The sequence below is a fragment of the Mycobacterium sp. IDUB_37 genome, from assembly GCF_055419245.1.
This window is the reverse complement of sequence record NZ_JBVAXG010000002.1, coordinates 484,672-508,324: the sequence shown is the minus strand read 5'-3', so window position 1 is coordinate 508,324 and position 23,653 is coordinate 484,672. Positions and strand designations below refer to the sequence as shown.

General features: G+C 64.8%; 25 protein-coding genes, 1 tRNA gene and 1 pseudogene. 11 read left to right on the top strand and 16 right to left on the bottom strand.

Features of this window, described 5'->3' with window-relative positions:
• Nucleotides 1-25 precede the first annotated feature (25 nt).
• The 5 genes from ACZY1I_RS09000 to ACZY1I_RS08980 all read right to left on the bottom strand — a co-directional run bounded on the left by ACZY1I_RS09000 (nt 26) and on the right by ACZY1I_RS08980 (nt 5,638).
• Nucleotides 26-1,015, bottom strand: a complete 990-nt coding sequence (locus ACZY1I_RS09000) for a GDP-L-fucose synthase family protein (RefSeq protein WP_463754005.1) — start codon at nt 1,013-1,015, stop codon at nt 26-28.
• Nucleotides 1,016-1,028: 13 nt separating this feature from the next.
• Nucleotides 1,029-2,318 carry a sugar transferase gene (locus tag ACZY1I_RS08995; protein ID WP_463754004.1) on the bottom strand — a complete coding sequence of 430 codons (1,290 nt, stop codon included), beginning with the start codon at nt 2,316-2,318 and terminating at the stop codon, nt 1,029-1,031.
• A 424-nt stretch (nt 2,319-2,742) separates the two neighbouring features.
• A complete protein-coding gene (locus ACZY1I_RS08990; RefSeq protein WP_463754003.1) occupies nt 2,743-4,113 on the bottom strand; it encodes a PPE family protein in 1,371 nt (456 codons plus the stop codon).
• Nucleotides 4,114-4,131: 18 nt separating this feature from the next.
• Nucleotides 4,132-4,431 (bottom strand): PE family protein, encoded by a 300-nt coding sequence (locus ACZY1I_RS08985; protein ID WP_463754002.1) that lies wholly within the window; start codon nt 4,429-4,431, stop codon nt 4,132-4,134.
• 520 nt (nt 4,432-4,951) lie between these two features.
• Nucleotides 4,952-5,638, bottom strand: a complete 687-nt coding sequence (locus ACZY1I_RS08980; protein WP_463754001.1) for a TetR/AcrR family transcriptional regulator — start codon at nt 5,636-5,638, stop codon at nt 4,952-4,954.
• A gap of 215 nt (nt 5,639-5,853) precedes the next feature.
• Here ACZY1I_RS08980 and ACZY1I_RS08975 point away from each other — a divergent pair, with 215 nt between their 5' ends.
• Nucleotides 5,854-7,092 (top strand): cytochrome P450, encoded by a 1,239-nt coding sequence (locus tag ACZY1I_RS08975; protein ID WP_463754000.1) that lies wholly within the window; start codon nt 5,854-5,856, stop codon nt 7,090-7,092.
• A 7-nt stretch (nt 7,093-7,099) separates the two neighbouring features.
• Here the strand turns inward: ACZY1I_RS08975 and ACZY1I_RS08970 are convergent, their stop codons facing one another.
• A complete protein-coding gene (locus ACZY1I_RS08970) occupies nt 7,100-8,047 on the bottom strand; it encodes an ankyrin repeat domain-containing protein (protein ID WP_463753999.1) in 948 nt (315 codons plus the stop codon).
• Between the two features lie 46 nt (nt 8,048-8,093).
• On the opposite strand from ACZY1I_RS08970, the gene ACZY1I_RS08965 reads away from it, so the two are divergent.
• Nucleotides 8,094-8,399, top strand: coding sequence for a hypothetical protein (locus ACZY1I_RS08965; protein WP_463753998.1), 306 nt, complete (start codon nt 8,094-8,096; stop codon nt 8,397-8,399).
• Here ACZY1I_RS08965 and ACZY1I_RS08960 read toward each other — a convergent pair.
• Complete coding sequence (locus ACZY1I_RS08960) at nt 8,319-9,230, bottom strand: helix-turn-helix transcriptional regulator (RefSeq protein ID WP_463753997.1); 912 nt, start codon at nt 9,228-9,230, stop codon at nt 8,319-8,321. The genes ACZY1I_RS08965 and ACZY1I_RS08960 overlap by 81 nt on opposite strands.
• Before the next feature lie 132 nt (nt 9,231-9,362).
• On the opposite strand from ACZY1I_RS08960, the gene ACZY1I_RS08955 reads away from it, so the two are divergent.
• On the top strand, nt 9,363-10,307 hold the full coding sequence (locus ACZY1I_RS08955; RefSeq protein WP_463753996.1) for an SDR family oxidoreductase: 945 nt from the start codon (nt 9,363-9,365) through the stop codon (nt 10,305-10,307).
• A 98-nt stretch (nt 10,308-10,405) separates the two neighbouring features.
• Complete coding sequence (locus ACZY1I_RS08950; RefSeq protein ID WP_463753995.1) at nt 10,406-10,591, top strand: hypothetical protein; 186 nt, start codon at nt 10,406-10,408, stop codon at nt 10,589-10,591.
• A 6-nt stretch (nt 10,592-10,597) separates the two neighbouring features.
• On the opposite strand, the gene ACZY1I_RS08945 is transcribed toward ACZY1I_RS08950, so the two are convergent.
• Nucleotides 10,598-11,197, bottom strand: a complete 600-nt coding sequence (locus tag ACZY1I_RS08945; protein ID WP_463753994.1) for an HD domain-containing protein — start codon at nt 11,195-11,197, stop codon at nt 10,598-10,600.
• A 365-nt stretch (nt 11,198-11,562) separates the two neighbouring features.
• Here ACZY1I_RS08945 and ACZY1I_RS08940 point away from each other — a divergent pair, with 365 nt between their 5' ends.
• Complete coding sequence (locus ACZY1I_RS08940; protein ID WP_463753993.1) at nt 11,563-13,062, top strand: ATP-binding protein; 1,500 nt, start codon at nt 11,563-11,565, stop codon at nt 13,060-13,062.
• Here the strand turns inward: ACZY1I_RS08940 and ACZY1I_RS08935 are convergent.
• The 6 genes from ACZY1I_RS08935 to ACZY1I_RS08910 form a co-directional block, all read right to left on the bottom strand.
• Nucleotides 13,059-13,469 (bottom strand): PPOX class F420-dependent oxidoreductase, encoded by a 411-nt coding sequence (locus ACZY1I_RS08935; protein ID WP_463753992.1) that lies wholly within the window; start codon nt 13,467-13,469, stop codon nt 13,059-13,061. The two genes, ACZY1I_RS08940 and ACZY1I_RS08935, sit on opposite strands and share 4 nt — an antisense overlap.
• A 153-nt stretch (nt 13,470-13,622) precedes the next feature.
• Nucleotides 13,623-13,695 (bottom strand) — tRNA-Ala (locus tag ACZY1I_RS08930).
• A 48-nt stretch (nt 13,696-13,743) separates the two neighbouring features.
• Nucleotides 13,744-14,850 carry a divisome protein SepX/GlpR gene (sepX, locus tag ACZY1I_RS08925; protein WP_463753991.1) on the bottom strand — a complete coding sequence of 369 codons (1,107 nt, stop codon included), beginning with the start codon at nt 14,848-14,850 and terminating at the stop codon, nt 13,744-13,746.
• Between the two features lie 277 nt (nt 14,851-15,127).
• Entirely contained in the window at nt 15,128-15,781 is a 654-nt protein-coding gene (locus ACZY1I_RS08920; RefSeq protein ID WP_463754351.1) for a GNAT family N-acetyltransferase, read from the bottom strand.
• 16 nt (nt 15,782-15,797) lie between these two features.
• A complete protein-coding gene (gene glp / locus ACZY1I_RS08915) occupies nt 15,798-17,090 on the bottom strand; it encodes a molybdotransferase-like divisome protein Glp (protein WP_463753990.1) in 1,293 nt (430 codons plus the stop codon).
• Between the two features lie 72 nt (nt 17,091-17,162).
• Nucleotides 17,163-18,074, bottom strand: a complete 912-nt coding sequence (locus tag ACZY1I_RS08910) for a UTP--glucose-1-phosphate uridylyltransferase (RefSeq protein ID WP_463753989.1) — start codon at nt 18,072-18,074, stop codon at nt 17,163-17,165.
• An 89-nt stretch (nt 18,075-18,163) separates the two neighbouring features.
• On the opposite strand from ACZY1I_RS08910, the gene ACZY1I_RS08905 reads away from it, so the two are divergent.
• The 6 genes and pseudogenes from ACZY1I_RS08905 to mscL all read left to right on the top strand — a co-directional run bounded on the left by ACZY1I_RS08905 (nt 18,164) and on the right by mscL (nt 21,534).
• On the top strand, nt 18,164-18,757 hold the full coding sequence (locus ACZY1I_RS08905; protein WP_463753988.1) for a 5-formyltetrahydrofolate cyclo-ligase: 594 nt from the start codon (nt 18,164-18,166) through the stop codon (nt 18,755-18,757).
• Between the two features lie 75 nt (nt 18,758-18,832).
• Nucleotides 18,833-19,177 carry an FmdB family zinc ribbon protein gene (locus ACZY1I_RS08900; RefSeq protein ID WP_463753987.1) on the top strand — a complete coding sequence of 115 codons (345 nt, stop codon included), beginning with the start codon at nt 18,833-18,835 and terminating at the stop codon, nt 19,175-19,177.
• A gap of 92 nt (nt 19,178-19,269) precedes the next feature.
• Nucleotides 19,270-19,941 carry an SAF domain-containing protein gene (locus ACZY1I_RS08895; RefSeq protein ID WP_463753986.1) on the top strand — a complete coding sequence of 224 codons (672 nt, stop codon included), beginning with the start codon at nt 19,270-19,272 and terminating at the stop codon, nt 19,939-19,941.
• A gap of 74 nt (nt 19,942-20,015) precedes the next feature.
• Nucleotides 20,016-20,198: pseudogene (locus tag ACZY1I_RS08890) on the top strand (polyprenyl synthetase family protein); the annotation flags it as partial.
• 74 nt (nt 20,199-20,272) lie between these two features.
• A complete protein-coding gene (locus ACZY1I_RS08885; protein ID WP_463753985.1) occupies nt 20,273-20,911 on the top strand; it encodes a polyprenyl synthetase family protein in 639 nt (212 codons plus the stop codon).
• A 155-nt stretch (nt 20,912-21,066) separates the two neighbouring features.
• The gene (mscL, locus tag ACZY1I_RS08880; RefSeq protein ID WP_463753984.1) at nt 21,067-21,534 is read left to right on the top strand and encodes a large-conductance mechanosensitive channel protein MscL; all 468 of its coding nucleotides are present in this window, start codon (nt 21,067-21,069) and stop codon (nt 21,532-21,534) included.
• Nucleotides 21,535-21,547: 13 nt separating this feature from the next.
• Here mscL and ACZY1I_RS08875 read toward each other — a convergent pair whose 3' ends face one another.
• Entirely contained in the window at nt 21,548-22,093 is a 546-nt protein-coding gene (locus ACZY1I_RS08875) for a MogA/MoaB family molybdenum cofactor biosynthesis protein (protein ID WP_463753982.1), read from the bottom strand.
• A complete protein-coding gene (locus tag ACZY1I_RS08870; protein ID WP_463753981.1) occupies nt 22,093-23,592 on the bottom strand; it encodes a S1C family serine protease in 1,500 nt (499 codons plus the stop codon). Before ACZY1I_RS08870 ends, ACZY1I_RS08875 begins: the two co-directional genes overlap by 1 nt.
• Nucleotides 23,593-23,653: the final 61 nt, after the last annotated feature.

Below are 23,653 nucleotides of genomic sequence, written 5' to 3'. Positions count from 1 at the left end.
TCTGGCAATTTGGTCATGGAGTCACTCACTGAGTCACCGCACTCAGCCGGGCTTCCTCGTGATGCTCGACGAACCACTGATAGGTGCTTTCCAGCCCCGATCGCAGCGTGATCGCCGGGCTCCAGCCGAGGCTGGTAATCCGAGATACATCAAGCAATTTGCGTGGAGTGCCGTCCGGACGACTGGTGTCCTGAACGATGCGGCCGTCGAAACCGACTACGTCGGCGATAGTTTCGGCGAGCTCGCGGATACTGATGTCCTTACCGGTGCCCACATTGATGGTCTGCGCGGAGTCGTAGCTGTCCAGCAGGCGAACGACCGCGTTTCCGAGGTCGTCCGAATGCAGAAACTCCCGCCGGGGAGTTCCACTCCCCCACAGCTCTACCTGCTCGCGGCCATCGCGCGCGGCTTCGTGGAAGCGTCGGAGCAAGCCCGGCAACACATGTGAAGATTCGGGATCGAAATTGTCGCCTGGCCCATACAGATTCGTCGGCATCGCCGAGATCCAGGGCAGCCCGTACTGGCGACGCACAGCGCCGATCTGCGTGATGCCGGCGATCTTGGCGACCGCGTATGCGTCGTTCGTCGACTCGAGTTCGCCGGTCATCAGGCTGGATTCCTTGATCGGCTGCTCGGCGAACTTGGGGTAGATGCAGGACGAGCCGAGGAACAACAACCGATCGACGCCGGCAGCAAGTGCTGCGTCCATCAAATTGACCTGAATGCGGAGATTATCGGACAGAAAGTCAACGGGGAACGTGCTGTTGGCGACGATGCCACCGACCCGGGCGGCCGCGATGACGACCACGTCCGGACGTACCGACTGGACGTAAGCGCACGCGGCTTCCCGGTCCCGCAAGTCAACATCACGTGAAGCCGCGCCGAAGAGATTCCGAAAGCCGGACCGCTGCATGGCTTTCCAGATCGCGGAGCCGGCCAGGCCACGATGGCCGGCTATGTATACCCGCGCGTCTCTTGGGAGCGGTTCACGAACCGCGTTGTCCTGATGATTCATTCGTTGTCTCTACTCAACTACCGCCGTGAAACACGACTTCGGAGAAGGTGCGGAAGATGATCTTGGTGTCGAGCCAGAGCGACCAGTTCTCGATGTAGAAGTTGTCGTAGCGGGCCCGGTCGGCGATCGAGGTGTTGCCCCGCAGGCCACTGACCTGCGCCAGGCCGGTGAGCCCGGCCTGCACCCGGTGGCGGTGGGCGTACCGGTCGAACTGCTGCGAGAACTGTTCGACGAAGTAGGGCCGCTCGGGCCGCGGTCCCACCAGCGTCATGTCACCACGAATGATGTTCCACAGCTGCGGCAGTTCGTCGACCGAGGTACGCCGCAGGAAACGGCCCACCGGACCGATGCGCGGATCGGTTGCCACTGACCAGTTGGTGTCCCCTTCGCGCTGGGTTGCCGGCTTCATCGAGCGGAACTTGAGTAGCTGGAAAGGCTTGCCGTTGTGGCCAATTCGGGTCTGGCGGAATAAGATGCCGGGCCCACCTTCAATGCGGACCGCGATCGCGGCACCCACCAGGATCGGCAGGACGGCCACCGCGGCGATCAACGCGATCACCACATCGAACAGGCGCTTGATGAGCCGAGACGGACCACGGAGGTTGGGCGTGCGAATCCGCATGACGGGGATGGAGCCGATGTGGTCGGCCATGCCGGTCTGAGTGTGGAAGTGGTGCATACGCGGCACGATCAGCAGGTCGGTGCGCTGGCACAGCGGCGTGCGCACCGCATCGTGCAACATACCTTCGGAGAAGTCGCCGTCGGCGATCAACAAGACGTCGGCTCCGGTGCGTTCGACGGCTTCGTCGAGGGCCCGCAGGGTGCCGAGGAACGGCAGCTCGCTCTCCGCCTGGTGGTCGTGACCGTCGTCGACGAATCCCTTGAGCGTCAGACCGTATTCGCGGTGCTCACCGAGAATCTTCGCCAGCTCCGCAGCAATCGGACCGCCGCCGATGCAGATGGTGTTGTGCCGGGTGATTCCGGTACGTCGTCCCAGCGCGATCAGTTGCGTGGTGACGAAACGGCCGATCACCACCAACAGCACCGCCCAGCAGGCCGTCTTGAGGAACATGATGACGGCATCCTGCGGATAGAGCATCGCGATCATCAGTGCAACCGCCGCCGCGGCCGTCAGCACCCGCGCCAGGATCGTCGGCAGCTCGTCAAGCACACTGAGGTGCAGACGCGCACGGTACCGACCGCCACCGGACAGCAGGAGGACCCCGAGCACGGCCATCACCAGCACCGCGTGAACCTGGTACGGTCGCCACAGGATGGGCAGCACGATCATCGCAAAGTCCATGGGAGGCACGCACATCCATGCCCGGACCTGCCGAAGATGCCGTAACCCCATCCGCCCCCTGTCCTTTGACCCGGACATCTCTGCCTCGACATCAGTGGCGGACGACAGGTGCAGCCTCGGCGCTGCCGGGGCCAGAGTCGTCGTTCCACCCGATCGGCGATCGCGGCTCGTCGCACGTTGACGGTCCAGTAGCGAAGCCACTTTAGGGTTCATGGGCCTCTCCGGCATGTCCATGAGGTCTGATGTCGTCATGATCGCTTAACCGTTCCGGCGTGATTCTGTGGATGTCATGGTCAGCTCACCGCGTTGAGACGCCGACCGTGGCTGGTGCGAGTAGGTGATGAAGCTTGCGGCCATTGAAATTCCCTCCCTTGTCTTCATCCGACGTGCGTTGCAAGCAATCACGACGGATGCCCCCCTGATATCAATTAGTCGGAGCGTGTCCGTTGGTCGGCACATACACGATCGCGGGCGTATACCCGGGCGGAGCTTGTCCGCTGAGCGGAAACCCTTCCGGTACTGGATAAGCCGCTGCGGGCGGTCCGCCTGCCCCCGGCCCGTATCCGGCGGCTGGCGGGCGCGTCATCACTGCGGGGAGCGGCAAACCGTACTTGGTGTTACCGCCTGCGGCGCCCCCTCGCGCCCCTCCGCCCATTACCATCGGCATACCGAGGCCAGCAGCAAGATTGGGATCCACCGAACCGATCGGCGCCGCCAGTGGCATGGTGCCAAGCATCGCTGCGGGACCCTTGGCGGCGTACCCCCAGCTCGACGGCACCGTAAGCCCGCCGACCGCGGCGGCCTGAGCCAATCCCGGTATTGCTCCCATACCTGCGAACCCGCCCATGCCACCGAAACCCGCTGCACCCTGCGCAGCGGCTGCCGCCGCGGCACCCTCAGCTGCAGCCTGTTGGGCTGCAGCTGACGAAAGCTGCGACCACAGACCGGGATTCATCAGCGGACCGAGCGCGTTGACGCCCATGAACAGACCGAACAGGCCCGGGTAGGTGGCGTACTGGGCGAGCACCGAGTCGGAGAGGCTGCTGCCGGGGATGCTTCCGAAAAGCCCCCCCAGGGAGGAGCTGTCAGCAGCGGTGGCGCCAGTGGTCCCGCCGGTGAGTCCGGACTGCGCCAGTGCCGTAGACCCAGGCGATGCGAGCTCCTGCAGCGCGCCGGGGACCGCGGTGACCACTTGCGACAATGCCGACTGCACGCCGCCCGACGACGAACCCAATTGGGAGGCCGCCTGCGCGGCGAGCCCGCCCGCGCTGGTGGTCTCCGGCGCCGAGGTGAACGGCGTCACGCCCGTCACGGCTGACACGGCGTTCGCCGCGTACGAGTACATGGCCATCGCGTCCTGCGCCCACATTTCGACGTACTCGGTTTCCAGGGCCGCGATCGCCGCCGTGTTCTGCCCGAGGAAGTTCGTCGCGGCAAGCATCAGCACCTGGGCGCGGTTCAGGGCAACCACCGGCGGCGGCACCGTCATGGCGAAGGCTGACTCGAATGCGCCCGCCGTCTGCTTGACGACGCTGCCGGCCATCTCGGCCTGCGACGCCGTTGCGCTCATCCACGCGACATAGGGTGCGGCCGCGGAGGCCATGGCAGCCGATGACGGGCCCACCCACGGCCCGCTGATCATCGACTCGATCACCGTTCCATACGCGGCTGCCGCTGAACGCAGTTCGAATGACAGGGCATCCCACGCCGCCGCAGCGGCAACCAACGGACCCGAGCCGGGTCCGGTGTACATCCGGGTGGAATTAATTTCGGGCGGTAAGGCTCCGTAGTCCATGGTGCGACCTCTGCAAACTCACTGGACCGTGGCCGCGTTGGCGACCTCGGTAGCCGCGTAGGAAGCAGCGCTGATCCCTAGGACATCGACAAAACGTTGGTGGATCTCGGCGGCCTGCGCACTGATTTGCTGGTATAGCAGCCCGTGCGCGGCGAACTGGACCGTTGTCAAGGTCGAAACCTCATCAGCGGCCGGAGGCAACACCTGAGTGGTCGGGACTGCGGCGGCCGCGTTACCGGCTTCAACAACAGCCCCGATGCTGCCAAGGTCTCCCGCCGCGGCGGTGAGCACCTCCGGCTGTGTATTCAAAAACGACATCTGTCCCCCTACCGACGTGGTCTCAGACCAGGCAGCTTCGTCGCTCCCCATTGGTCCGACTCGGTGTCTGTACCCCCGCTTCAGTCAAGTTATACCTATGTACTCCAATTCTTTGGTGATTCGTACTTTTTGTTTGAACAACTCTGGCGGAGCACAGCTAATAGTCTTTGACAGACGTTCAATAAACCTATTTACCTGTGATGTTTAAGATCGGGCGACACTGGGTATTCACCTTCGCCACGTGTGAGCAATATCCGCTGTCGGAAAAAGCAACTTCGCAGGCCGGGTGCCTGATCCACTATCGGAAGTAGCTGCTGATTCACTGAAAGTTCAATCGCCGGGTCAGACCTCGACCCGCTGCTTGATGTGATTTCGCCCACACTTCTGCAAATCGCACCGCAACGGCGATTTGACGCATCAGACAAATATGGCCGGATATTTCACAGCACCGTCACAGGCGACGCGGATAGCTGTGATCCATTTCACGAGAATGGCGGTACCGGAGGCGGTTCTCGACCGGCTATCCGTGGGCGGTGGGCGCGGGGTCGCCCAGAAGCACGGTGAGAAGGTCTAGCAACTCCCGCAGCACCTCGTCGGCATCCATGTCGATTCCGCCCGCCGCAACGGTGGCCCTGACGGCGCCGACGTTGCCCAACACCCGAAAAGTCAGCGACATCGCCTGCGACAATCGGAACACCACGGTTCCATTGCTCCAACCTGGATGAAGTCTTTCGACGAGAGCACGGAACCGCGTCCCGTGGTCGAAGAATCCTTGCGTCACGACATCAAGGGCCGGGTGGCCAGTGGCGATCATGTTCGAGATGAATCTGATCCATGCATCGCCGCCGGCGGCACTGAGTTCCGCGACCGGGATGGCGAAGGCTTCCGCCAGACCGCGCGCGGTCACCTCCTCTGAGTCCTCCAGATTCTCCAAGAGGCGTGACCTGGTGTTGCGGATTTCGCGACTGCGTTCGTGAATCACGGCTTCGAGCACGGCGTCTTTCGATCCGTAGTGGTAGTGCAATGACGCAACGTTGGTTCCGGCGGCCGCGTTGATAGCGCGCAGAGAGACCGCATCGACTCCCCTCTCCGCGAAGAGCCGTTCGGCCGCAAGCAACAGCCGCCGCTCCGTGGGCAACTCCCGCTCATCCTCGCGAATGAGAACACTCTTGCCCGGGGTCGCATCGGAGACCTCTGATGGCGTCATCGGGGTTGATCTGTTCTACCGGTAGTAGATGTCGAACGTCTGGATGCGGCCAGGTCGGCGCGGTTGACAGCGTCGACGTACGACTCGGCAATCAGACTCACCTGACAACTCCTTCGTAAAGAGTGATCGTCGGCTTGTGTCTATCACATGATTGAAACGTGTGATAGACATCATCGAGATGCTGCACGATGAGGCCGACAACCGAAGGAGTGGGGATGACGCCCGTCTGCCTGTCCGACATCGACCTGACTGATCTGGACAACTTCTCATCGGGCTTCCCGCATGACCTGTTCACATTGCACCGGCGTGAAGCACCCATCTACTGGCACCTCCCGACCGAAAACACCCCTGACGGCGAGGGATTCTGGTCCGTGGCCACGCATGCCGAGACGCTCGAGGTATTCCGCGACCCGACAACGTATTCATCGGTGACCGGCGGAGATCGCCCCTACGGCGGAACCCTGTTGCAGGACTTAGCGATTGCCGGACAAGTCCTCAACATGATGGACGACCCGCGGCACTCGGCCGTCAGGCGACTGGTCAGTTCCGGACTGACGCCGCGGGTGATCAAACGAGTCGAGGATGACCTGCGGGCCCGGGCCCGCCGACTGCTCGACGGCGTCACACCGGGCGAACCCTTCGACTTCCTGGTCGACGTGGCCGCGGAGCTTCCGATGCAGATGATCTGCATTCTGCTGGGAGTGCCTGAGTCCGAACGACATTGGCTCTTTCACGCCATCGAGCCGCAGTTCGACTTCGGCGGCTCACGCAAAGCCGACGTAGGGCAGATGTCGAACGAGGACGCCGCTTCACGCATGTACACCTACGGACAGCAGTTGATTGCGGACAAGCGCGCCAATCCGACCGACGACATGTTGTCCGTCGTTGCCAATGCTTCCGTCGCGGACGGCTCCGGCGAGGAACTCTCCGACCTCGAGTTGTATCTGTTCTTCAGCTTGTTGTTCAGCGCAGGTGCCGAAACCACCCGGAACTCGGTGGCCGGCGGGCTACTGGCGCTGGTCGAACACCCAGACCAGATGGACCTGCTGCGCAACGACCTCAGCCAGCTACCGACGGCGATTGAAGAGTTCGTACGCTGGTCATCGCCGTCGCCGTCGAAGCGTCGCACCGCCACCCGCGATGTCGACCTAGGCGGTTGCCATATCGAAGCGGGCCAGAAAGTCCAGATTTGGGAGGGGTCCGCGAACCGCGACGAGGCGGTGTTCGCGAACGCCTCGACATTCGACATAACCCGTAAACCCAACCCGCACTTGGGGTTCGGCTACGGTGTCCACTATTGCCTTGGCGCCAACCTGGCCCGCCTAGAGTTGAGAGTGCTATTCGAGGAGCTGCTCGACAGGTTTGACTCCATGAGACTGCTGCAGCCTCCGGAATGGACCCGGAGCAACCGTCATACCGGCATCCGACACCTCGTAGTCGAAGTTTGCCGGTAGCACCGTCCTAGTCCTGCAGCGCGGAAATGACGGCTGGCTCAACGGCGTTCGCCGCCAACTCGCGGTCGCGCTCGTTGACCACCGCTCCACCAGCACGCAAGATCTCGACGATGTCGACAACGTCGCCGCGTCGGTATCCGGCCCAGCGCGCATTCGCCGCCCACCAAATCAGCATGGCGGTCAGCGCTTTGGCCGGCGTTGCGCCCAAATCCAGCATGGTCGCCACTGTCGCCGGTAGCAGCCGCTGGGCCGCTCCCTCAATCGGCCGCTGACCGCTCGTCGTCGACGCATTCACGTCCGCGCCGGCGGCGACGAGTGAGCGCACCAGCTCCGGGTTGAGATGGTCGGATCGATCACCCAAACGATGCATCGGCGTCGCGCCGTCAGAATCCCGTAACGACGGGTCAGCCTGTCGAGCCAGCGCGTGTTCGAGCGCCGTCGACCGGCCGAGCAGCACGATCTCGTGCAGGATCGTGGTGAAACATGCTCCCTGCGCAGACAATTCGATTCGGCGGCCGGCGTCGGCGCCGGCGTCGATCAGCACCAGTGCGGCCTGCGGCTGCAGTGAACGCACCGCGTACCAGAGTGGTGTGGCCCCGCATGCGTCGACCGCGTCGACGTCGACCCCCGCTTCAAGAAGTCCGCCAACCGAGGCCCATCCGTTGGCTGCCCGCGCGAAGATCTGGAAAACCTCGGGAGCCAACGGTTCGGTCCATCGCTGCGCCGGCACACCGAGTGCGTCCAGCACCTGCAGTGCACCCGCTTGCCGGTCACGAAGGTCGTACCAGGGCCACGGGCCCTCGCCCTTCGCCACATAGTCGGCCACCGCCATCCGCGACTCCGACACGATCGACTTGCCGTTGTCGTCGAAGTCCGACCAGAACACCAGGTCGTCGCCGTCGCGCGACACGACCACCGAGGCGAATCCCTCCTGGTATCGCGCCAGTTCTTGCACATGCCCATCCTCGCCGACGGATGCCCCCGGCGGCGATAATCAAGCGGTGCCGGTCAAAGACATAGTCGCGCTCGTTCTCGGGCTCGGCATCGCCATCGTGGTGGCTGCGCTCGCGACTCAGGTCCGAGACTCCGGCGATCCGTCGATGAAGTGGGAGGCCGGAGTCGCCGTCGGATTCGGCGCGATCATCTCTCTTGGCCCGTTCTGGATCGCGCAGGCGGTTTTCACTGTTCTAGCGACCTTGGACGACGCAGGCGTGCGTCCGGGGTGGCTATGGGCGTGGTTGTTCTTGGCTCCGGTTATCGGAGCCTCGCCGCCGGCTTCCGGATTGATCCGGTTGCTCAAGCGATAGCGATGGCACGCCGATCACCGACAGCAACTGCAGCTTCTCGTAGCTCTCGCTGCCTGGTACCGCGGTATAGACCAACAGCGCGTGCGACTCCTCGGGGTCCAGCAGGATCTGGCAATTGAGCTCCAGGTGTCCGACTTCGGGGTGCAGGTACCGCTTGATGTCTCTTGGTCTGATACCGACCTCGTGCTCCTTCCAGAGTTCGCGGAAGTCTGCACTCTTGGCGAGGAGGAGGTCGGCAAGTCGTGCGGCCTTGGAATGGGACCCGCGGATGGCGAGCACTCCGCGAAGCCCTGAGACATACATCCGCGAGTAGAACTCGTGGTCCTCGCTGGGGTAGAGGTTTCGCACCGCCGGGTCGGTGAACCATCGGTACCCGATGCTGCGTGCCGGACCGGTGTGCCGGGACATGTCACCGACGAGCGCGACGCCGAGCGGGGTTTGCCGCAGAGTCTCGCCCAACTCGGTGACGATCTCGGCCGGGGTGTCGGTGAGCCGGTCGAAGATCCGCAACATGCCGGGGCCGATGTGGTCGGTGTCAGAGCCCCGGGCCGGCGGCTGTCGCCCGGCAAGCCGGAAGAGGTGGTCGCGCTCGTCGCGGGAAAGGTGCAAACCCTGGGCGATCGAGGCGATCATCGAGTCCGAGGGTTGCGGACCGCGCTCTCGCTCCAGGCGCGAGTAGTAGTCGGTCGACATGTGGCAGAGCGCCGCGACCTCCTCGCGCCGGAGTCCAGTCGTCCGACGGCGCTGCCCACGTGGCAGTCCGACATCCTCGGGACGTAGCGCTTCTCGGCGGCGGCGCAGGAACTCGGCCAGTCCCGTTCGGTCGATCATCCGTGCATCCTCCCCCGGTGTCAGACCAGTTAGCCACGGATCATCAGTCCGTGGATACATCGCCGCCCGCCAGGAAGTGTTGTCGGCAAGTCCCGAACCGGTGCCGAACCACACAAACATAGGAGCGCGCAAATGCCACGCGGGCAATACGACCTCACCATCACCGACCTCTCCGGAAAGCGGGCGGTGGTCACCGGCGCGAGTGACGGCGTCGGACTTCTTATCGCCACCGAACTCGCCGGTGCAGGGGTTGAGGTGGTCATGCCGGTTCGCAACCCCGACAAGGGTGAGGCGGCCGTCGCGACGATCCGCGAACGGCATCCGGCGGCGAAATTATCCCTCGAGTCGCTGGATCTGTCGTCCCTCGCGTCGGTGGCGGCACTCGGCGAGAAAATGCGTGCCGAGGGAGCTCCGATCCACTTGCTGATCAATAACGCGGGCGTCATGACGCCGCCCGATCGGCAGACCACCGCCGACGGGTTCGAGCTGCAATTCGGCACCAACCACCTGGGCCACTTCGCCCTGACTGGCCACCTGCTGCCGCTGCTGAAAGCGGGACGGGCGCGGGTTACGTCGCAAACCAGCATCGCCGCCCGTAGCGGGTCGATCAACTGGGGCGACCTGAACTGGGAGCACAAGTACGACGGCATGGGCGCCTACCGGCAGTCCAAAATCGCTGTCGGCCTGTTCGGCCTCGAACTCGGCCGCCGCAGCGCGGAAGCAGGCTGGGTAATCAGCAGCAACATTTCCCACCCAGGCGTCGCGCCGACCAACCTCCTTGCCGCACGCCCTGAGGTTGGACGGGCCGAAGACACCGTTGGTGTCCGAATCATCCGGTGGCTCTCGAAGCGCGGCCTGATCGTCGGGACGGTAGACAGCGCAAAGCTGCCCGCCCTGATGGCCGCCACCTCGCCGGAAGCCAGCGACGGCGGCTTCTACGGCCCCCAGTGGCCCGGGAACGTCGGCGGCCCTCCCGGCGAACAGAAGCTCTGGGCCCCACTTCGCAACGTGGACAACGCATTACGCATGTGGACGGTATCGCAGCAGCTGACAGGAGTCACTTTCGCGGGATCGTGATCGGTCGCAGTTCATCGCCGCGTAGCACGGTCAGCTCCGGCGCATCGGCATCGCCCGTCCGCGCCTCCCAGCCCAACCGGTCATGCTGGCCTGTGGCGATGACGACGGCCAAGAAGGTCACCGGTGATCTGGTGAGCGAACTGGGCTTCGAGTCTCTTGACCTCGGCGACATCACCATGGCCCGTCTGCTGGAGCCCTACGGACTGATCTGGATCCAGCTCGCACTGCGCCGGGGCCTGAGCACCGACTTCGCCTTCGGACTGCTGAGAAGCGTTGTAGCCTAACAACACTCAGCGATCGATGCCTTCATGGCCGGAACGGACGAGTGCGTTGTTGGGACGCAGGAAGCCGGGCTGCTGGAGCCTTCGGACTGCCCGCAGCGTCCCGGACGGGATCACGCGCTTGAAGAAGACGCGTGCGTCGAACGCGGCGCGCACCTCCTTGACATAGGAATTCGGGAGACCGAATCGGATCAGTCCCTGGCTGACATCGACGAGGTCGGCCCTTCGGAAGGCCTCCACCAGCGGCGCGTGCGGGCGGCCCGGTGCGTAATTGGAGAGGCGATGATGTTGCGCGACGATGAGCGCCAGTTCGTCCGACCAACTCTGCCGGCCGGTCTCTCGCAGCCACGAGTCCTGCGCCTCGATCGACGGCACCAGATAGTCGAGGGTGTCGAACGCGGCCAGGTCATGAAAGGCCGCGGCGATCGCGAATTTGTCGTCGCGGCCCGGTGCGTCGGGAGTCAGCGCGCGGGCGAAGTTGACGACACGATAGACGTGCGCCTTGTAGGCGTCATAGCCGGCGTCGTCGCCGTGGGCGTGCGGGCGGCGGTGGGATTCGAGGATCTCGTCTACCAGAGGCAAGCTACGGAGAATCTCCGGCGTGGTCACGACATGAGCGTACGGCCCAACATGCTGTGTCAGCGTGCGCGAATGAGTGAGGCTGCACTGCTCGTCCCTAATCGGTACCGGCTTTCCAGCCGGTTGATGTGGGTCTGCGCGTTGCGGATGTCTCGTCGCAACACGGCCGCCTCCAGTTGCGAGCCTTGGCGCTCCAGCCTGATCAGCCGGCGGGTCATTCGGTCCAATAATTCGTACAACGCCCGAACCAATTCCGCGGCATGGGCGGCGTCGCGTTCACCCGTCTCAGTAGCGTCGCACCTGGTGGACACTTTCTCGATACCGCGCGGACAACTGCGGAGACAGTCCACGTAACTGCGCCGCCGGGTACGTCAACACCTTGAGCTCAGGCGTCGATGACCGCCAGCGAGGTGCGCGATCGTCTCGATCAGCGGTTCCGGTTGCTGGTCGGTTCCAGGCGTGGGCTTGCACACCACCAGACGCTGCGCCAGGCGGTGGCGTGGTCCTACGACCTACTCGATGAGGCGGAGAAGCCACTGCTGGAAAGTTGTTCGGTGTTCGCCGGTGGATTTGACCTCGAAAGTGCTTGCACTGTAATGGAATCCGGGGAAGAGTTCGCCGTCTTGGATCTACTCGATGCGCTGGTGCGCAAGTCGCTGCTAGTCGTTGACAGGTCGTCGGGGCGGACCCGGTTTTCGATGCTGGAGACGATCCGCCAGTTCGCCGAGCAACAACTCGTCGCCCGCGGCGAAGCCTCCGCGATTCGGGCCGCCCACTCGCGCTACTTCGCCGGACGTGCAGCCGACATCATGGCCCGGTGGGACAGCCCCCGCCAGCGGGAGGCCTATGACTGGTTCACCGTCGAACTGGCCAATCTGCGGTCCGCGTACCGGCGGGCGGCTGAACTCGGCGACCTCGACGTCGCCGCCACCATCGCGACATGGACTGCATGGCTTGGCTTTTGGAGTCACAATTACGAACCGATAGCGTGGGCCGAGGAACTCATCAAACCAGCCCACGTGGCCGATCACCCGAAACTGGCTTTCCTGTACGCGATGGCGTCTTCATGCTGGTGGCTCGGACGGATCGAGGATGCCGTTGGCTACAGCGAAGCCGGCCAGCTGGCGATCGCCAGTGGCCGTTACGACGAGGTGCCTTTCGGCCTCGAAGGTGCACTCGGCTCTGGGTACCTGCACTCCGGCCAACCCGAACGGCAGGTCGAATGGTGCCGCGCCCGGCTTGTCTTCGGTCGCGACACACACGGGATCACCAGGACGTTCCTGACCGTCGCACTATCGCTCGCGGGCTGCGCTGACGAGGCGAGGGCCGCAGCGAATGGCCTGATCGAAGTTGCCGAGGCCACCGGCAATCCGGCTGCGCTTTCATTCGCCCTTTACGCCTATGGTTACGCGTTCGGTGACGCCGATCCCGCCGCGGCGCTAGACGCCCAGCGCCGCGGTCTGGCGATCGCTCAGGGCAGCGGCAACCGCAATACCGAAACACGCCTCGCTGGCAGTCTGGCCCGCCTAGAGGCCGTGTACGGAGACCCGTTGGCCGCGCTCGACTATGTCGCACTTGCGGTCCGGAATTTCCACGACGCGGGCAACGCAACCATGATCCGTTTCCCGCTGACTGTCCTTGCTGCCCTCCTTCACCGACTCGGACACCGCGAACCGGCAGCCGTCATCGCCGGCTTCGCCTCCAGTCCACTCACCGCGACAGCGAACCCCGAATTCACCACCACCGTCAGCGACCTGGGCGATGCGCTCGGCACCCAGAGCTACGAATCGCTGGCCCGCAGAGGTAAGACGATGACGACGGCCGCCATGGCGACCTACGCCTCCAACCAAATCGACCACGCCCGAACAGAACTCACGAACGACTCCTGCATCTAGCCTTCGCCAGGCGGAAGCGTCACTTTGTCCGCCCCAATCGTGACGATGAGCCTGGTCTCGTTCGGGTTGCCGTTGAAATCTGGGTACGGGATTCCGAGGTACTTCTGCGAGATGGCGTCGATGCTTTCACGCCCACCTTCGGTGGTTTTGGCAATAACCCGCCCGCGGACTGCATAGAACCGCGCGAAGTCGTCAGGGTCAACAACGTTGATGGCAACTCGCGGATCCCGGTCTAGGTTCCTCGCCTTCTGCATGCCGTCGACGATGTTGAGGACGATGTTTTCACCGTCGGTGTCGACCCACGTTTGCGTGAGTTGGGGCGAACCGTCTGGCATGAGAGTGGCGACGAAGCACGGACTGGCCTCGCGGAGAAGATCGATTAGACCTTCGGGCAATGACGTAGACATGAACAGTCCTTTCCATTGCACTCACTTCTTCGATGGCCCGGTCATCGAGTTGACTCTGCAGTCACGGCGACAAAGTTCGGGCACACCGCGCCCTGAGCGCAAAGTCAACATCAGCTAGCCGGGCCCACCAGCCACTGGCCTGCTCAATCTTTGTGGAGCTAGGGAGATTCGAACTCCCGACCTACTCGATGCGAACGAGTCGCGCTACCAACTGCGCCATAGCCCCTGACCGCTAGCAGGCTACCAGTCGTGAGCCTGTGGTCCGAACCGCACTCTATTGTCCGACGGCACGCGCGAGGTGTTCCCGGGCGTATCCATAGTGCCGCGAGGCCGTCGCGTACTCCAGGTGCTCGAAGATCGGGTCCTCGTCGTCGATCTCTAGAACTACCGCGCCAGGGCGGCGCAGCCGCGACGGGACCAGGTCGTATTCGCGGTCCTGGGTGTTCTCCACACCAAGCCGGGACCGGGCCATCCGCTGCGACCGGCGCCGGCGCACCCGCTCCTCGATCTTCGTCTGCCGACGCAGGTAGGACAGGTAGAACATGGTGAAGGTGGTGGCGATGCCGCAGATCCACCATGCCATCGACGTGACCTCAAAGGCTGCGATCGCCGACCCCACCAGGACCACTGCCATCGTCACCAACATGCGCTTGCGGAACGTGTACTTGCGGGCGCTGACCGCCGCGGCGGTCTTGTTCTCGAATCGGCGCCGCCGGTTGACGCCCGAGGCGTAGGACGGCGGAGCACCGCGGTCGTCTTCGTCGTCTTCCTCAGGCTCGAGACCGGAGGAATCTTCGATGTATTCGTACTCGTCGTCGGCGAGTTCGTCGTCGTCGTCCTCAGCGTGCTCAGCTTCGACGACCGGTCGGCCGTCGACCGCGAGCGGCGTGGGCCCCTGTGAGCGGGCGCTGGCACCTACCGGGAGGGCCGGTGCGTTCTCGTCGACCACGTCGACGTCCAGGTAGTCCGGCTCACCGGTCCCGGCCGGGTCGGCCTTGTCCGTTCTTGCCATCGCGGTCACGACCGACCTCGACCGCAGCACGACATCGGTGTCCTCTTCCTGTTCTTCAGGCTCTTCCCGTACTTCCGGCTTCACAGCCTCGAGACCATGATCGGTGTCGGCATCGGCGAACGCGCCGTCGAGACGATCGGTGTCCCACTCCTCTTCGTGCTTCCAGTCGGGGTCACTGCGATGACCGGCCGCCGGGCCGGGACGCTTCAACAGGCGGGAATTCCCACCACCGTTGAGCACTCTGGTCGCCAGGGCCACATCGCTGGTGCGCCGTACCGCGTCACGTTTGCTGATCAGCATCGGTACCAGCACAAACAGCCATAGCACCACGAGCGAGATCCACAACAACGACTGCGGAATGCTTGGCATGATGACCTGCTCTCGTTCAGTTCCAATCCGCCGAGGCCAGGTGAGTGGCCAGTGCGGTCGGGTCTCCGTGACCAGGGCAATTACACACCTGTAATTTCCCTCTTTCAAGCATCACACGCCACATATGTCACGCCAGCCACATTTTTATTTCAGTTGCCTCAAGGCGGCGCGCCCGGATGAGCACTTTTGCGGGACTCCCCGCGAGATTGCCCAGATGGTTGTGGTCAACCCACAGACCGCAGCCGGCACCGCAATCTCGGTGACCGACAGTCAAGGATCAAGCCCAGTTGGCGCGACCCGCGCGGACCAGTTGCGACGCCACTGATCCGTAGACCTCTTCGACGGTCAGCGCCACCAACAGGTGGTCGCGCCAAAGCCGGTCCACCTCGAGGTATCGCCGCAACAATCCCTCTTCCCGGAACCCGGCTTTGGCCAGAACGGCTCGGCTGGCCGCATTCTCCGGGCGCACGGTGGCCTCCACGCGATGCAGCATCACCGGACCGAAGCAGTGGTCGAGACCCAGTGCCACCGCCCCGGTAGCCACCCCACCGCCGGTCGCCTCGCTGGACACCCAGTAGCCGATCCAGGCCGATCGCAACGCGCCGTGGGTGATGTTCCCGACGGTCAACTGCCCGCAGAACTGCCCGTCCAACTCGATCACGAAAGGCAGCATCCGGCCCTTGCGGGCCTCGCCGCGCAGGCCGGAGCACACAGCCGGCCACACCGAAACGCCGTGCCGGACCGGCCAGTCGCCCTCCGTGCTCGGCTCCCACGGTTCGAGCTGTGCGCGGTCGGCCAACCGGATCCGGCTCCACTGCGCGCCGTCGCGCATCCGAACCGGACGCAACCGGATGACTCCCGCCGCAACCCGCAGCGGCCCTAGGTTCATCGGCCAGCCCGGGTGCCGGGCGTTGGATCTCAACAAGTGCACCTGCCCGCGGTCACGCTCAGCCGTGCTGAGCCAGAAAAGCGACGTCGACAATCTCACCGGTGCGAACCTGCTCCGCACCGCTGGGAACCACGACCAGGCAATTGGCCTCGGCGAGAGTGGCCAGCAGATGCGACGACGCACCCGGCGCCCCACCCAGGGCCTGAACCAGGTACTCACCGCTCTCCTGGTCCCGCATCAGCTGCCCGCGCAGATAACCCTTACGCCCGGCCACCGAGGTGATCGGCGACAGCGCGCGCGCCTGCACGACCCGACGCATCGGATGTCGCTTGCCCAGCGCCAGTCGGATCAACGGCCGCACCATCACCTCGAAGACCACCAGTGCGCTGACCGGGTTGGCCGGCAGCAGAAAAGTCGGAACGCGGTCGCGTCCGAGTTGCCCGAATCCCTGGACGGACCCGGGATGCATCGCGATCCGGACGACTTCCATGTCGCCGAGTTCAGACAGCACCGCCCGTACCGCCTCGGCGGCGGCACCACCCACTCCCCCGGCGATCACCAGCACCTCGGCCCGATTGAGCTGGCCCTCGACGGTCTCGCCCAGCTCCTTGGGGTTGTTGCTGACGATCCCGACGCGGTTCACCTCGGCACCGGCATCCCGGGCGGCCGCCGCCAGGGCGTAGGAGTTGACGTCATACACCTGCCCGTTTCCGGGATTGCGCGCGATATCGACCAACTCACCGCCCACGGCCATCACCGACACCCGGGGACGCGGATGGACCAGGACCCGCTCGCGGCCGACCGCCGCCAGCAGACCCACCTGGGCTGCGCCGATGATGGTTCCGGAGCGCACTGCCACATCACCGGGCTGCACGTCGTCGCCGGTGCGTCGCACGTAAGCACCTGATGGTGCGCCGCGCAGAATCCGGACTCGGTTCATCCCGCCGTCGGTCCACCGCAACGGAAGGACGGCGTCGGCAAGGGTCGGCAACGGTGCCCCGGTCTGGACGCGCGCGGCCTGGCGCGGCTGCAGCCTGCTCGGTGTGCGCGTCCCAGCGTCGATAGTTCCCATCACCGGCAGGGTCACCACGTCGCGGCCTTCGACACCGACTTCCAGGCCACCGTCCTCGGCGAGAGCTTCGGGAGCGCCCGAATCACCCACGCCCAGTACGTCGACGCTGCGTACCGCGTAGCCGTCGATGGCAGCTTGATCGAACCCGGGTAGCGGCCGTTCGGTGACGACTTCCTCCGCGCACAGCAATCCTTGCGCCTCGGCGATGGCAACTTTGATCGGTCTAGGGGCCACCGCGGACGCCGATATTCGGGCCTGTTGCTCCTCTACAGAACGCACGGTGTGCCTTCCTGCCCTCCGGTCTGGCGGGCGCCGCTTCCGGCGAACTGGGCCCGTGCGCCGGTGTGCCGGCTACTGTTCGGCCAGACCCAATCGCGCCACCAACCACCGCCGCAGTTCAGGGCCGTAGTCGTCACGATCCAATGCAAAGTCAACCGCAGCCTTGAGGTAGCCGCCGGGATTTCCCAAGTCGTGTCGGGATCCGCGATGCACGACGACATGAACCGGGTGGCCCTCGGTGATCAGCAAAGCGATGGCGTCCGTCAACTGAACTTCGCCGCCGGCGCCTTGGTCGATGCGGCGCAGCGCGTCGAAAATTGCGCGGTCCAGTAAGTACCGCCCGGCGGCCGCGTACAGCGATGGCGCGTCTTCGGCCTTGGGCTTTTCCACCATGCCCCTGACCCTCAGCACGTCTTCACTGAGGGACCCGGGAACCGGTTCGACGTCGAACACGCCGTACGCACTGATCTCTTCGGGCGTCACCTCGATGGCGCACAGAACCGTGCCACCGTGTTGAGCCCGTACCTGCGCCATCACCTCCAGGACGCCGGTCGGGAGCACCAGGTCGTCGGGCAGCAGCACCATCACGGCGTCTTCGTCGGCCATGAGGGTGGGCTCGACACAGCTGATCGCGTGCCCCAGCCCAAGCGGCTCGGCCTGCACGACAGACTCGACCTTGATCAGCGCCGGGGCACGCCGGACCTTTGCCAGCATCGCCTTCTTGCCGCGCGCCTCGAGGGTGCCTTCGAGGACCAAGTCCTCGACAAAGTGCGCGACGACCCCGTCCTTGCCTTCGGAGGTGATGATCACCAGACGTTCGGCACCGGCTTCCGCCGCCTCCGCGGCCACCAGTTCGATGCCGGGGGTGTCCACGACCGGCAACAATTCCTTGGGCACCGTCTTGGTCGCAGGGAGGAAACGCGTTCCTAGGCCGGCTGCGGGGACGATCGCCGTGAAGGGGACCGCGATTTCTGGTCGTGACATCGATTCACACCATATCCCTTAGGAGCTGCACAAGGACCGCATGTCGTCAAGAACACCGCGGCCGGAGATCGTCTGTCATCGTGAGAGTCATGGCAACCGCGAGCAAGGCGCAGTTGCGGGAACGGCTCGCTGTTGCCCGGCGTCGGGTCGGCGACCAGGTTCGAGCAGCCGAGGCCAGGATGCTGGCAGATCATCTGGAATATGCGGTGACCAGCGATAGCACCGTATGCGCGTATGTGCCGGTGGGCTCGGAACCGGGTTCGATCGAGCTGCTTGATGTGCTGCTGAGCCGCGCGGGTCGGGTGCTGTTGCCGGTTGCGCGGACGTCGGCGGACGATACGCCGCTGCCGCTGCAGTGGGGCGAGTACCGAACGGGCGAGCTGGTCATAGCCCGCTGGGGCCTGCTCGAGCCGCCCAAACCCTGGCTGGAAGCGTCGGCCCTGGCCGAAGCAGAACTGATCGTGCTGCCTGCACTGGCGGTCGACCGCCACGGGGTGCGGCTGGGACGCGGCCGGGGTTTCTATGACCGCTCGTTGCCGGCTCGGGATCCGCACGCCCGTCTGGTCGCGCTGGTGCGCGACGAAGAGCTGGTCGACAGACTGCCGTCGGAAACACACGATGTGCCGATGACGCATGCGCTCACCCCGACGGGCGGGCTGATCACGCTGCCGGCTCGGGAATGAGAGACATCACGTGGCGGTTCTAGCACTTGAAACGGTAGAGTGCTAAGTCAGTCTTAATATCATCCGGAGGTTTTTGTGCCGACGTACAGCTACGCGTGCACCGAGTGCGACAACCGCTTCGACAAGGTGCAGGCCTTTACCGAAGATGCGTTGACCACTTGCGACAAGTGCTCCGGTCGACTGCGCAAGTTGTTCAATTCCGTCGGCGTGGTGTTCAAGGGCAGCGGTTTCTACCGTACCGACAGTCGCGAGGTCGGCAAGAAAGAGAAGGCTTCGACCAACGGGGCCTCGTCGTCGAGTGACTCCGGGTCGAGTTCAAGCTCGAGTTCGGGCTCTAGCGAGAGCAAGTCGTCGGGGTCGACCGAGAAAGCCAGCAGCAGCAGTAGCAGCACCGCATCCACTGCGGCAGCTTCGAGCTAGCTAGATCCCTCGCCGGCAACGCGTCGGACTTATCCACACCCCAGAGCCGCAGCGGACAGCGCTGCCGCGGAATGCCACCTAGCGTGAGCAAAGTGCGGGAATCTTCGTCGCTCAATCCCACATTGCTCAGCCGCGTTTCGACGGCCTTGCGGCCGGACTGGACTCGGACCGTGCTGGCCCGACGGGTCGCGGCAGGCGGTCTCGTCGTCTTGGCCGGCATCGCGGCGCTACGGCCCGACCCCGACGGCAATCAGATCGACGTACTGGTGGCCGCGCGCGACCTCGCGCCCGGAGCGACCCTTACCGCCGACGATTTCAAACTGGAAAAGCGTTTGGCCACAACGGTTCCCGACGGATCCCAGGCCAATTCCGCAGTGCTGGCCGGTGCGACGCTGGCCAGTCCCACCCGCCGCGGCGAGGTGCTGACCGACGTCCGATTGCTCGGCAGCCGGCTCGCCGAGTCGACCGCGGGCCCCGGCGCACGGATCGTGCCGCTGCACCTGGCTGACAGCGCACTGATCGACCTGGTCAGAGTCGGCGATGTCGTCGACGTGCTGGCCGCCCCGGTCAACGAGACGCCGCCGGGCAGTCAGCCGGCCACCCGGGTGGTCGCCGTCGATGCCGTGGTGGTGCTGGTGTCGGCCAAGCAGCGCGCCCAGGCCGGCGAGAGTGATCGGGTCGTGCTGGTTGCACTGCCGGCCCGCGTGGCGAATACGGTGGCCGGTTCGGTGTTGGGGCAGTCGGTGACGCTAACGCTGCACTAACCCATATCTTAGTAAGCGTGCCCTTACTTACCAGCGTCGTCGCCGACGCCGACGTCCATGACGGCCTCGCCCGCATGGAAGCGCTGATCGCCGATGAGCTTGCGCAGGGCGACGAGGTGGTTCGAGACGCGGCGCTGGTTGGGCTCGAAACCGGAGGCATCCGACTCCGGCCGCTATTCACGGCGCTTGCCGCGCAATTCGGCCCGACTCCGGAGGCCTGGCAGGTCAAGGTCTCCGGCGCCGCCACCGAGCTGATCTACCTGGCAACGCTGTGCCACGACGACGTCATCGAGGACGCCGAGGTGCGCAGGGGCGCAGGGGCGCAGCGAGAATGGGCACCCGCAGCGCCAACAACTCCGCGATCCTGGCCGGTGACTACCAATTCGCAACGGCGTCGCGCCTGGGTTCGCGGCTGGGTCAGCAGGGTTTTCAAGTCATCGCCGAGGCGTTCGCCGAACTGGTCACCGGGAAGATGCGCGAGACTATTGGCGCCGCGCCCAATGCCGATCCGACTGAGCATCACCTCCGGTGCGCTGCGGAGAAGTCGGGCTCGCTGCTCGCAGCGGCCGGGCAATTGGGCAGCACCTTTTCCGGTGCGAATGAGGAACTGCGCGTTGCACTTTCGCTGCTGGGGCGCCTCGTCGGGATCGCCGCTCAGATCTCGAAGGACCTCGTCGACACCGCTGGCGCTTTGCGGCGAGGTGTGCAGACACTGCCGGTGTTTTTCGCGCTGCGCGACCAAGGGGCGGGTGCCGATCGGCTGCGCACCCTGGTGGCCGCCCCGATCGACGAAGACAACATCGCCGAGGCCGTTGCATTGGTGCGCTCCTCCCCCGGCATCGGGCAGGCAAGAAAATTGTTGGACGACTATGCCGAGCGGGCGGGCGAGCAACTGGCCTCGTTGCCCGATTGCGCTGGCCGCCAAGCATTGTCGACGCTCATCGAGGGCCTGATTGCCGGAGGAAATTGAGAATTGGCCGCCGTAAGCGGCTATTCAAACAACAATTCTTGGCCACATGTCGACACGTCAGTGATCTTGAACCATGGAAATCCACTGAATCTGCGTTAGGTTTTTCTCGCGTGCCAATCCGAAATAGCAGATGACCTCTGCAGAAAGGACATCCGATGCTCAAAGGGTTTAAGGAGTTTCTAGCGCGCGGCAATATCGTCGACCTGTCCGTCGCGGTTGTGATCGGCGCGGCGTTCACGACGGTGGTCAAGAGCTTCACCGACGGCGTCGTCAACCCGTTAGTCAGCTCCATCGGCGCAGGCCCGAAGTCAGAGCACGGCATCCTCAAGCAGCCCATTCCGGGCACCGATCAGTTCATCAACTTCAATGACGTGTTGTCGGCGGGGATCAACTTCATCCTCGTCGCCGCAGTGGTGTACTTCCTCATCGTGCTGCCGTACAACAAGCTGCGCAAGAAGGGCGAAGTCGAGCAGGCGGACGACGCGCAGGTCGTCCTGCTCGAGGAGATCCGGGATCTGCTCGCGTCCCAAACCAACGGAAGCTCGTCCGGCAAGCACGGTGGGACACAAGAACCGCCCGTGTTGTCGCCGCCGCCGAACTACGGGCCGCGCGCCGACACCTGAGCCGAGTCTGGCCTCAGATCTCCAGGCTCGACAGCTGCCCGATGATGTAGGCGGCCAGCGGGTTCAGCGTTGCCATCCCGTCGCGCACCGCGTAGCGGGAACCCGCCAGGTTGACCACCAACGTGCTGCCGGAGACGCCCGCCAGCCCGCGTGACAGTCCGGCGTCGGTGATGCCCGCAGACAGACCCGAGCCGCGAATGGCCTCGGCGATGCCGAGGATTTCGCGGTCCAGGATGTCGCGAGTTGCTTCTGGCGCTACGTCGCGCGGCGTCACGCCAGTCCCGCCGACGGACACGACCAGGTCCACCCCACCAATGACCGCGGTGTTCAACGCGTTTCGAATCTCGACCTCGTCGGCCTCGACCGCGACCACACCGTCGACGACGAACCCGGCTTCAGTCAGCAGCTCGGTGACCAACGGCCCGCTGTGGTCTTCATCGCCGTGCGCGGTGCGGTCGTCGACAACGACGACGAGTGCCCGACCGACTACCAACTCCGCACCCTGTTCCATGGGTGCAACCGTATATCCGAGGTCTGAGAGCTGTGCTTCGGCCTTCATCACTGCTCCGCCTTACCCAGCGTGACCTGCACGGTCCGGCTCCCGCCGCCGGGATCCTGGTACGTCACTGACACCTTATCCCCGGGCGCCTTCGAGCGCACCGCGGCAACCAACGCGTCGGCGCTGTTGATGGTGCGGTCGTCGACCTTGGTGACGACGACGCCCTTGGGCACGCCGGCGTTGGCAGCAGCGCCATTGCCGACCACTTCCATCACCTTGGCGCCGGGGACGCCCTTGTCGGTGGTCACCTGCACACCCAGCGAAGCATGTGACGCTTTGCCCGTGCTGATCAGCTCGTCAGCGATGCGCTTTGCCTGATCGACCGGGATAGCGAAGCCAAGTCCGATCGACCCGCTCTGCGCGTCGCCGGTATCGGCACCCAACGTGGCGATGGCCGAGTTGATGCCGACGAGTTGACCGTTCATGTTGACCAGCGCGCCACCGGAGTTACCCGGGTTGATCGCGGCGTCGGTCTGAATCGCGTCCAGCACGGTGTTCTGGTTGCCGGCCTCACCTGTCGTCGAGACCGGCCGATTGAGCGCGCTGACGATGCCGGTGGTCACGGTGCCCGCCAGACCCAGCGGCGACCCGACAGCCAGCACCTCCTGACCGACCCGCAGCCCCGCCGACGAACCCATGACCATTGGAGTGAGGCCAGACGCACCCTGCACCCGGACCACGGCGATGTCGCTCGTCGGATCGGCACCCACGACGGTGAACGTTCCGGTACGCCCGTCGGAGTAGGTCACCGTCGTTTTGGGCGGCGGACTGCCCGCGGGCGGCTTGGCGGCCGCCGCGATGACGTGGTTGTTGGTCAGAATCAGTCCGTCAGCGGACAGAATGACCCCGGATCCTTCCTCGGACTGACGCCCCAGGTCGGTCTCGAGCATGACGACACTGGGTAGCACCTTGGCCGCGATCTGCTCGATCGAGCCCGACGGCGCGTTCCCGGCCGGCACGGTAGGCGCCGCGCCGGAAGCTGCGGTCTTGCCGTGGCCATTGCCGGCGTGTTGGCCTATTTCCACCACCGTGGCGGCAGCACCGCCGATTCCCGCGGACACCACCGCGATGGCCAGTGCGCCGAAGACCAGCGCGCCGGTGCGCCGACGAGGGGGAGGCGGAAGCATCGGCGGGAGCATCCCCGGCATCGGGCCCGGCCCGCCGGGTATCGGGCCTGCGCCGGTACCGCCGGGAATAGGACGGGCTCCGGTGCCACCTGGAATCGGACCCACGCCGGTGTTGCCGGGAATCGGACCCACGCCGGTGTTGCCGGGAATCGGGCCAGACCCGGTATTGCCGGGCTGCGGAGCCAACGCGGTGCTACTCAGCGGGTCGTACGACGAACGGTACGGCGGCTGTGGCTGCTGTTGATAGCGCCAGTCGAACTGCTGGTTGTAGCTTTGCTGCCCCTGGGCATAGGCGGGAGGAACCGGCTGATTAGGCGCGGCGCTGTAACCCGGCTGCTGCGGCGGTGGCGAATACCTCGGGTGATTCGTCATGTCGCTAAGACGCTCTTCCTCTACTTGGGGGCTTACTCAAGGCCGACTCGAGCATGCGTTG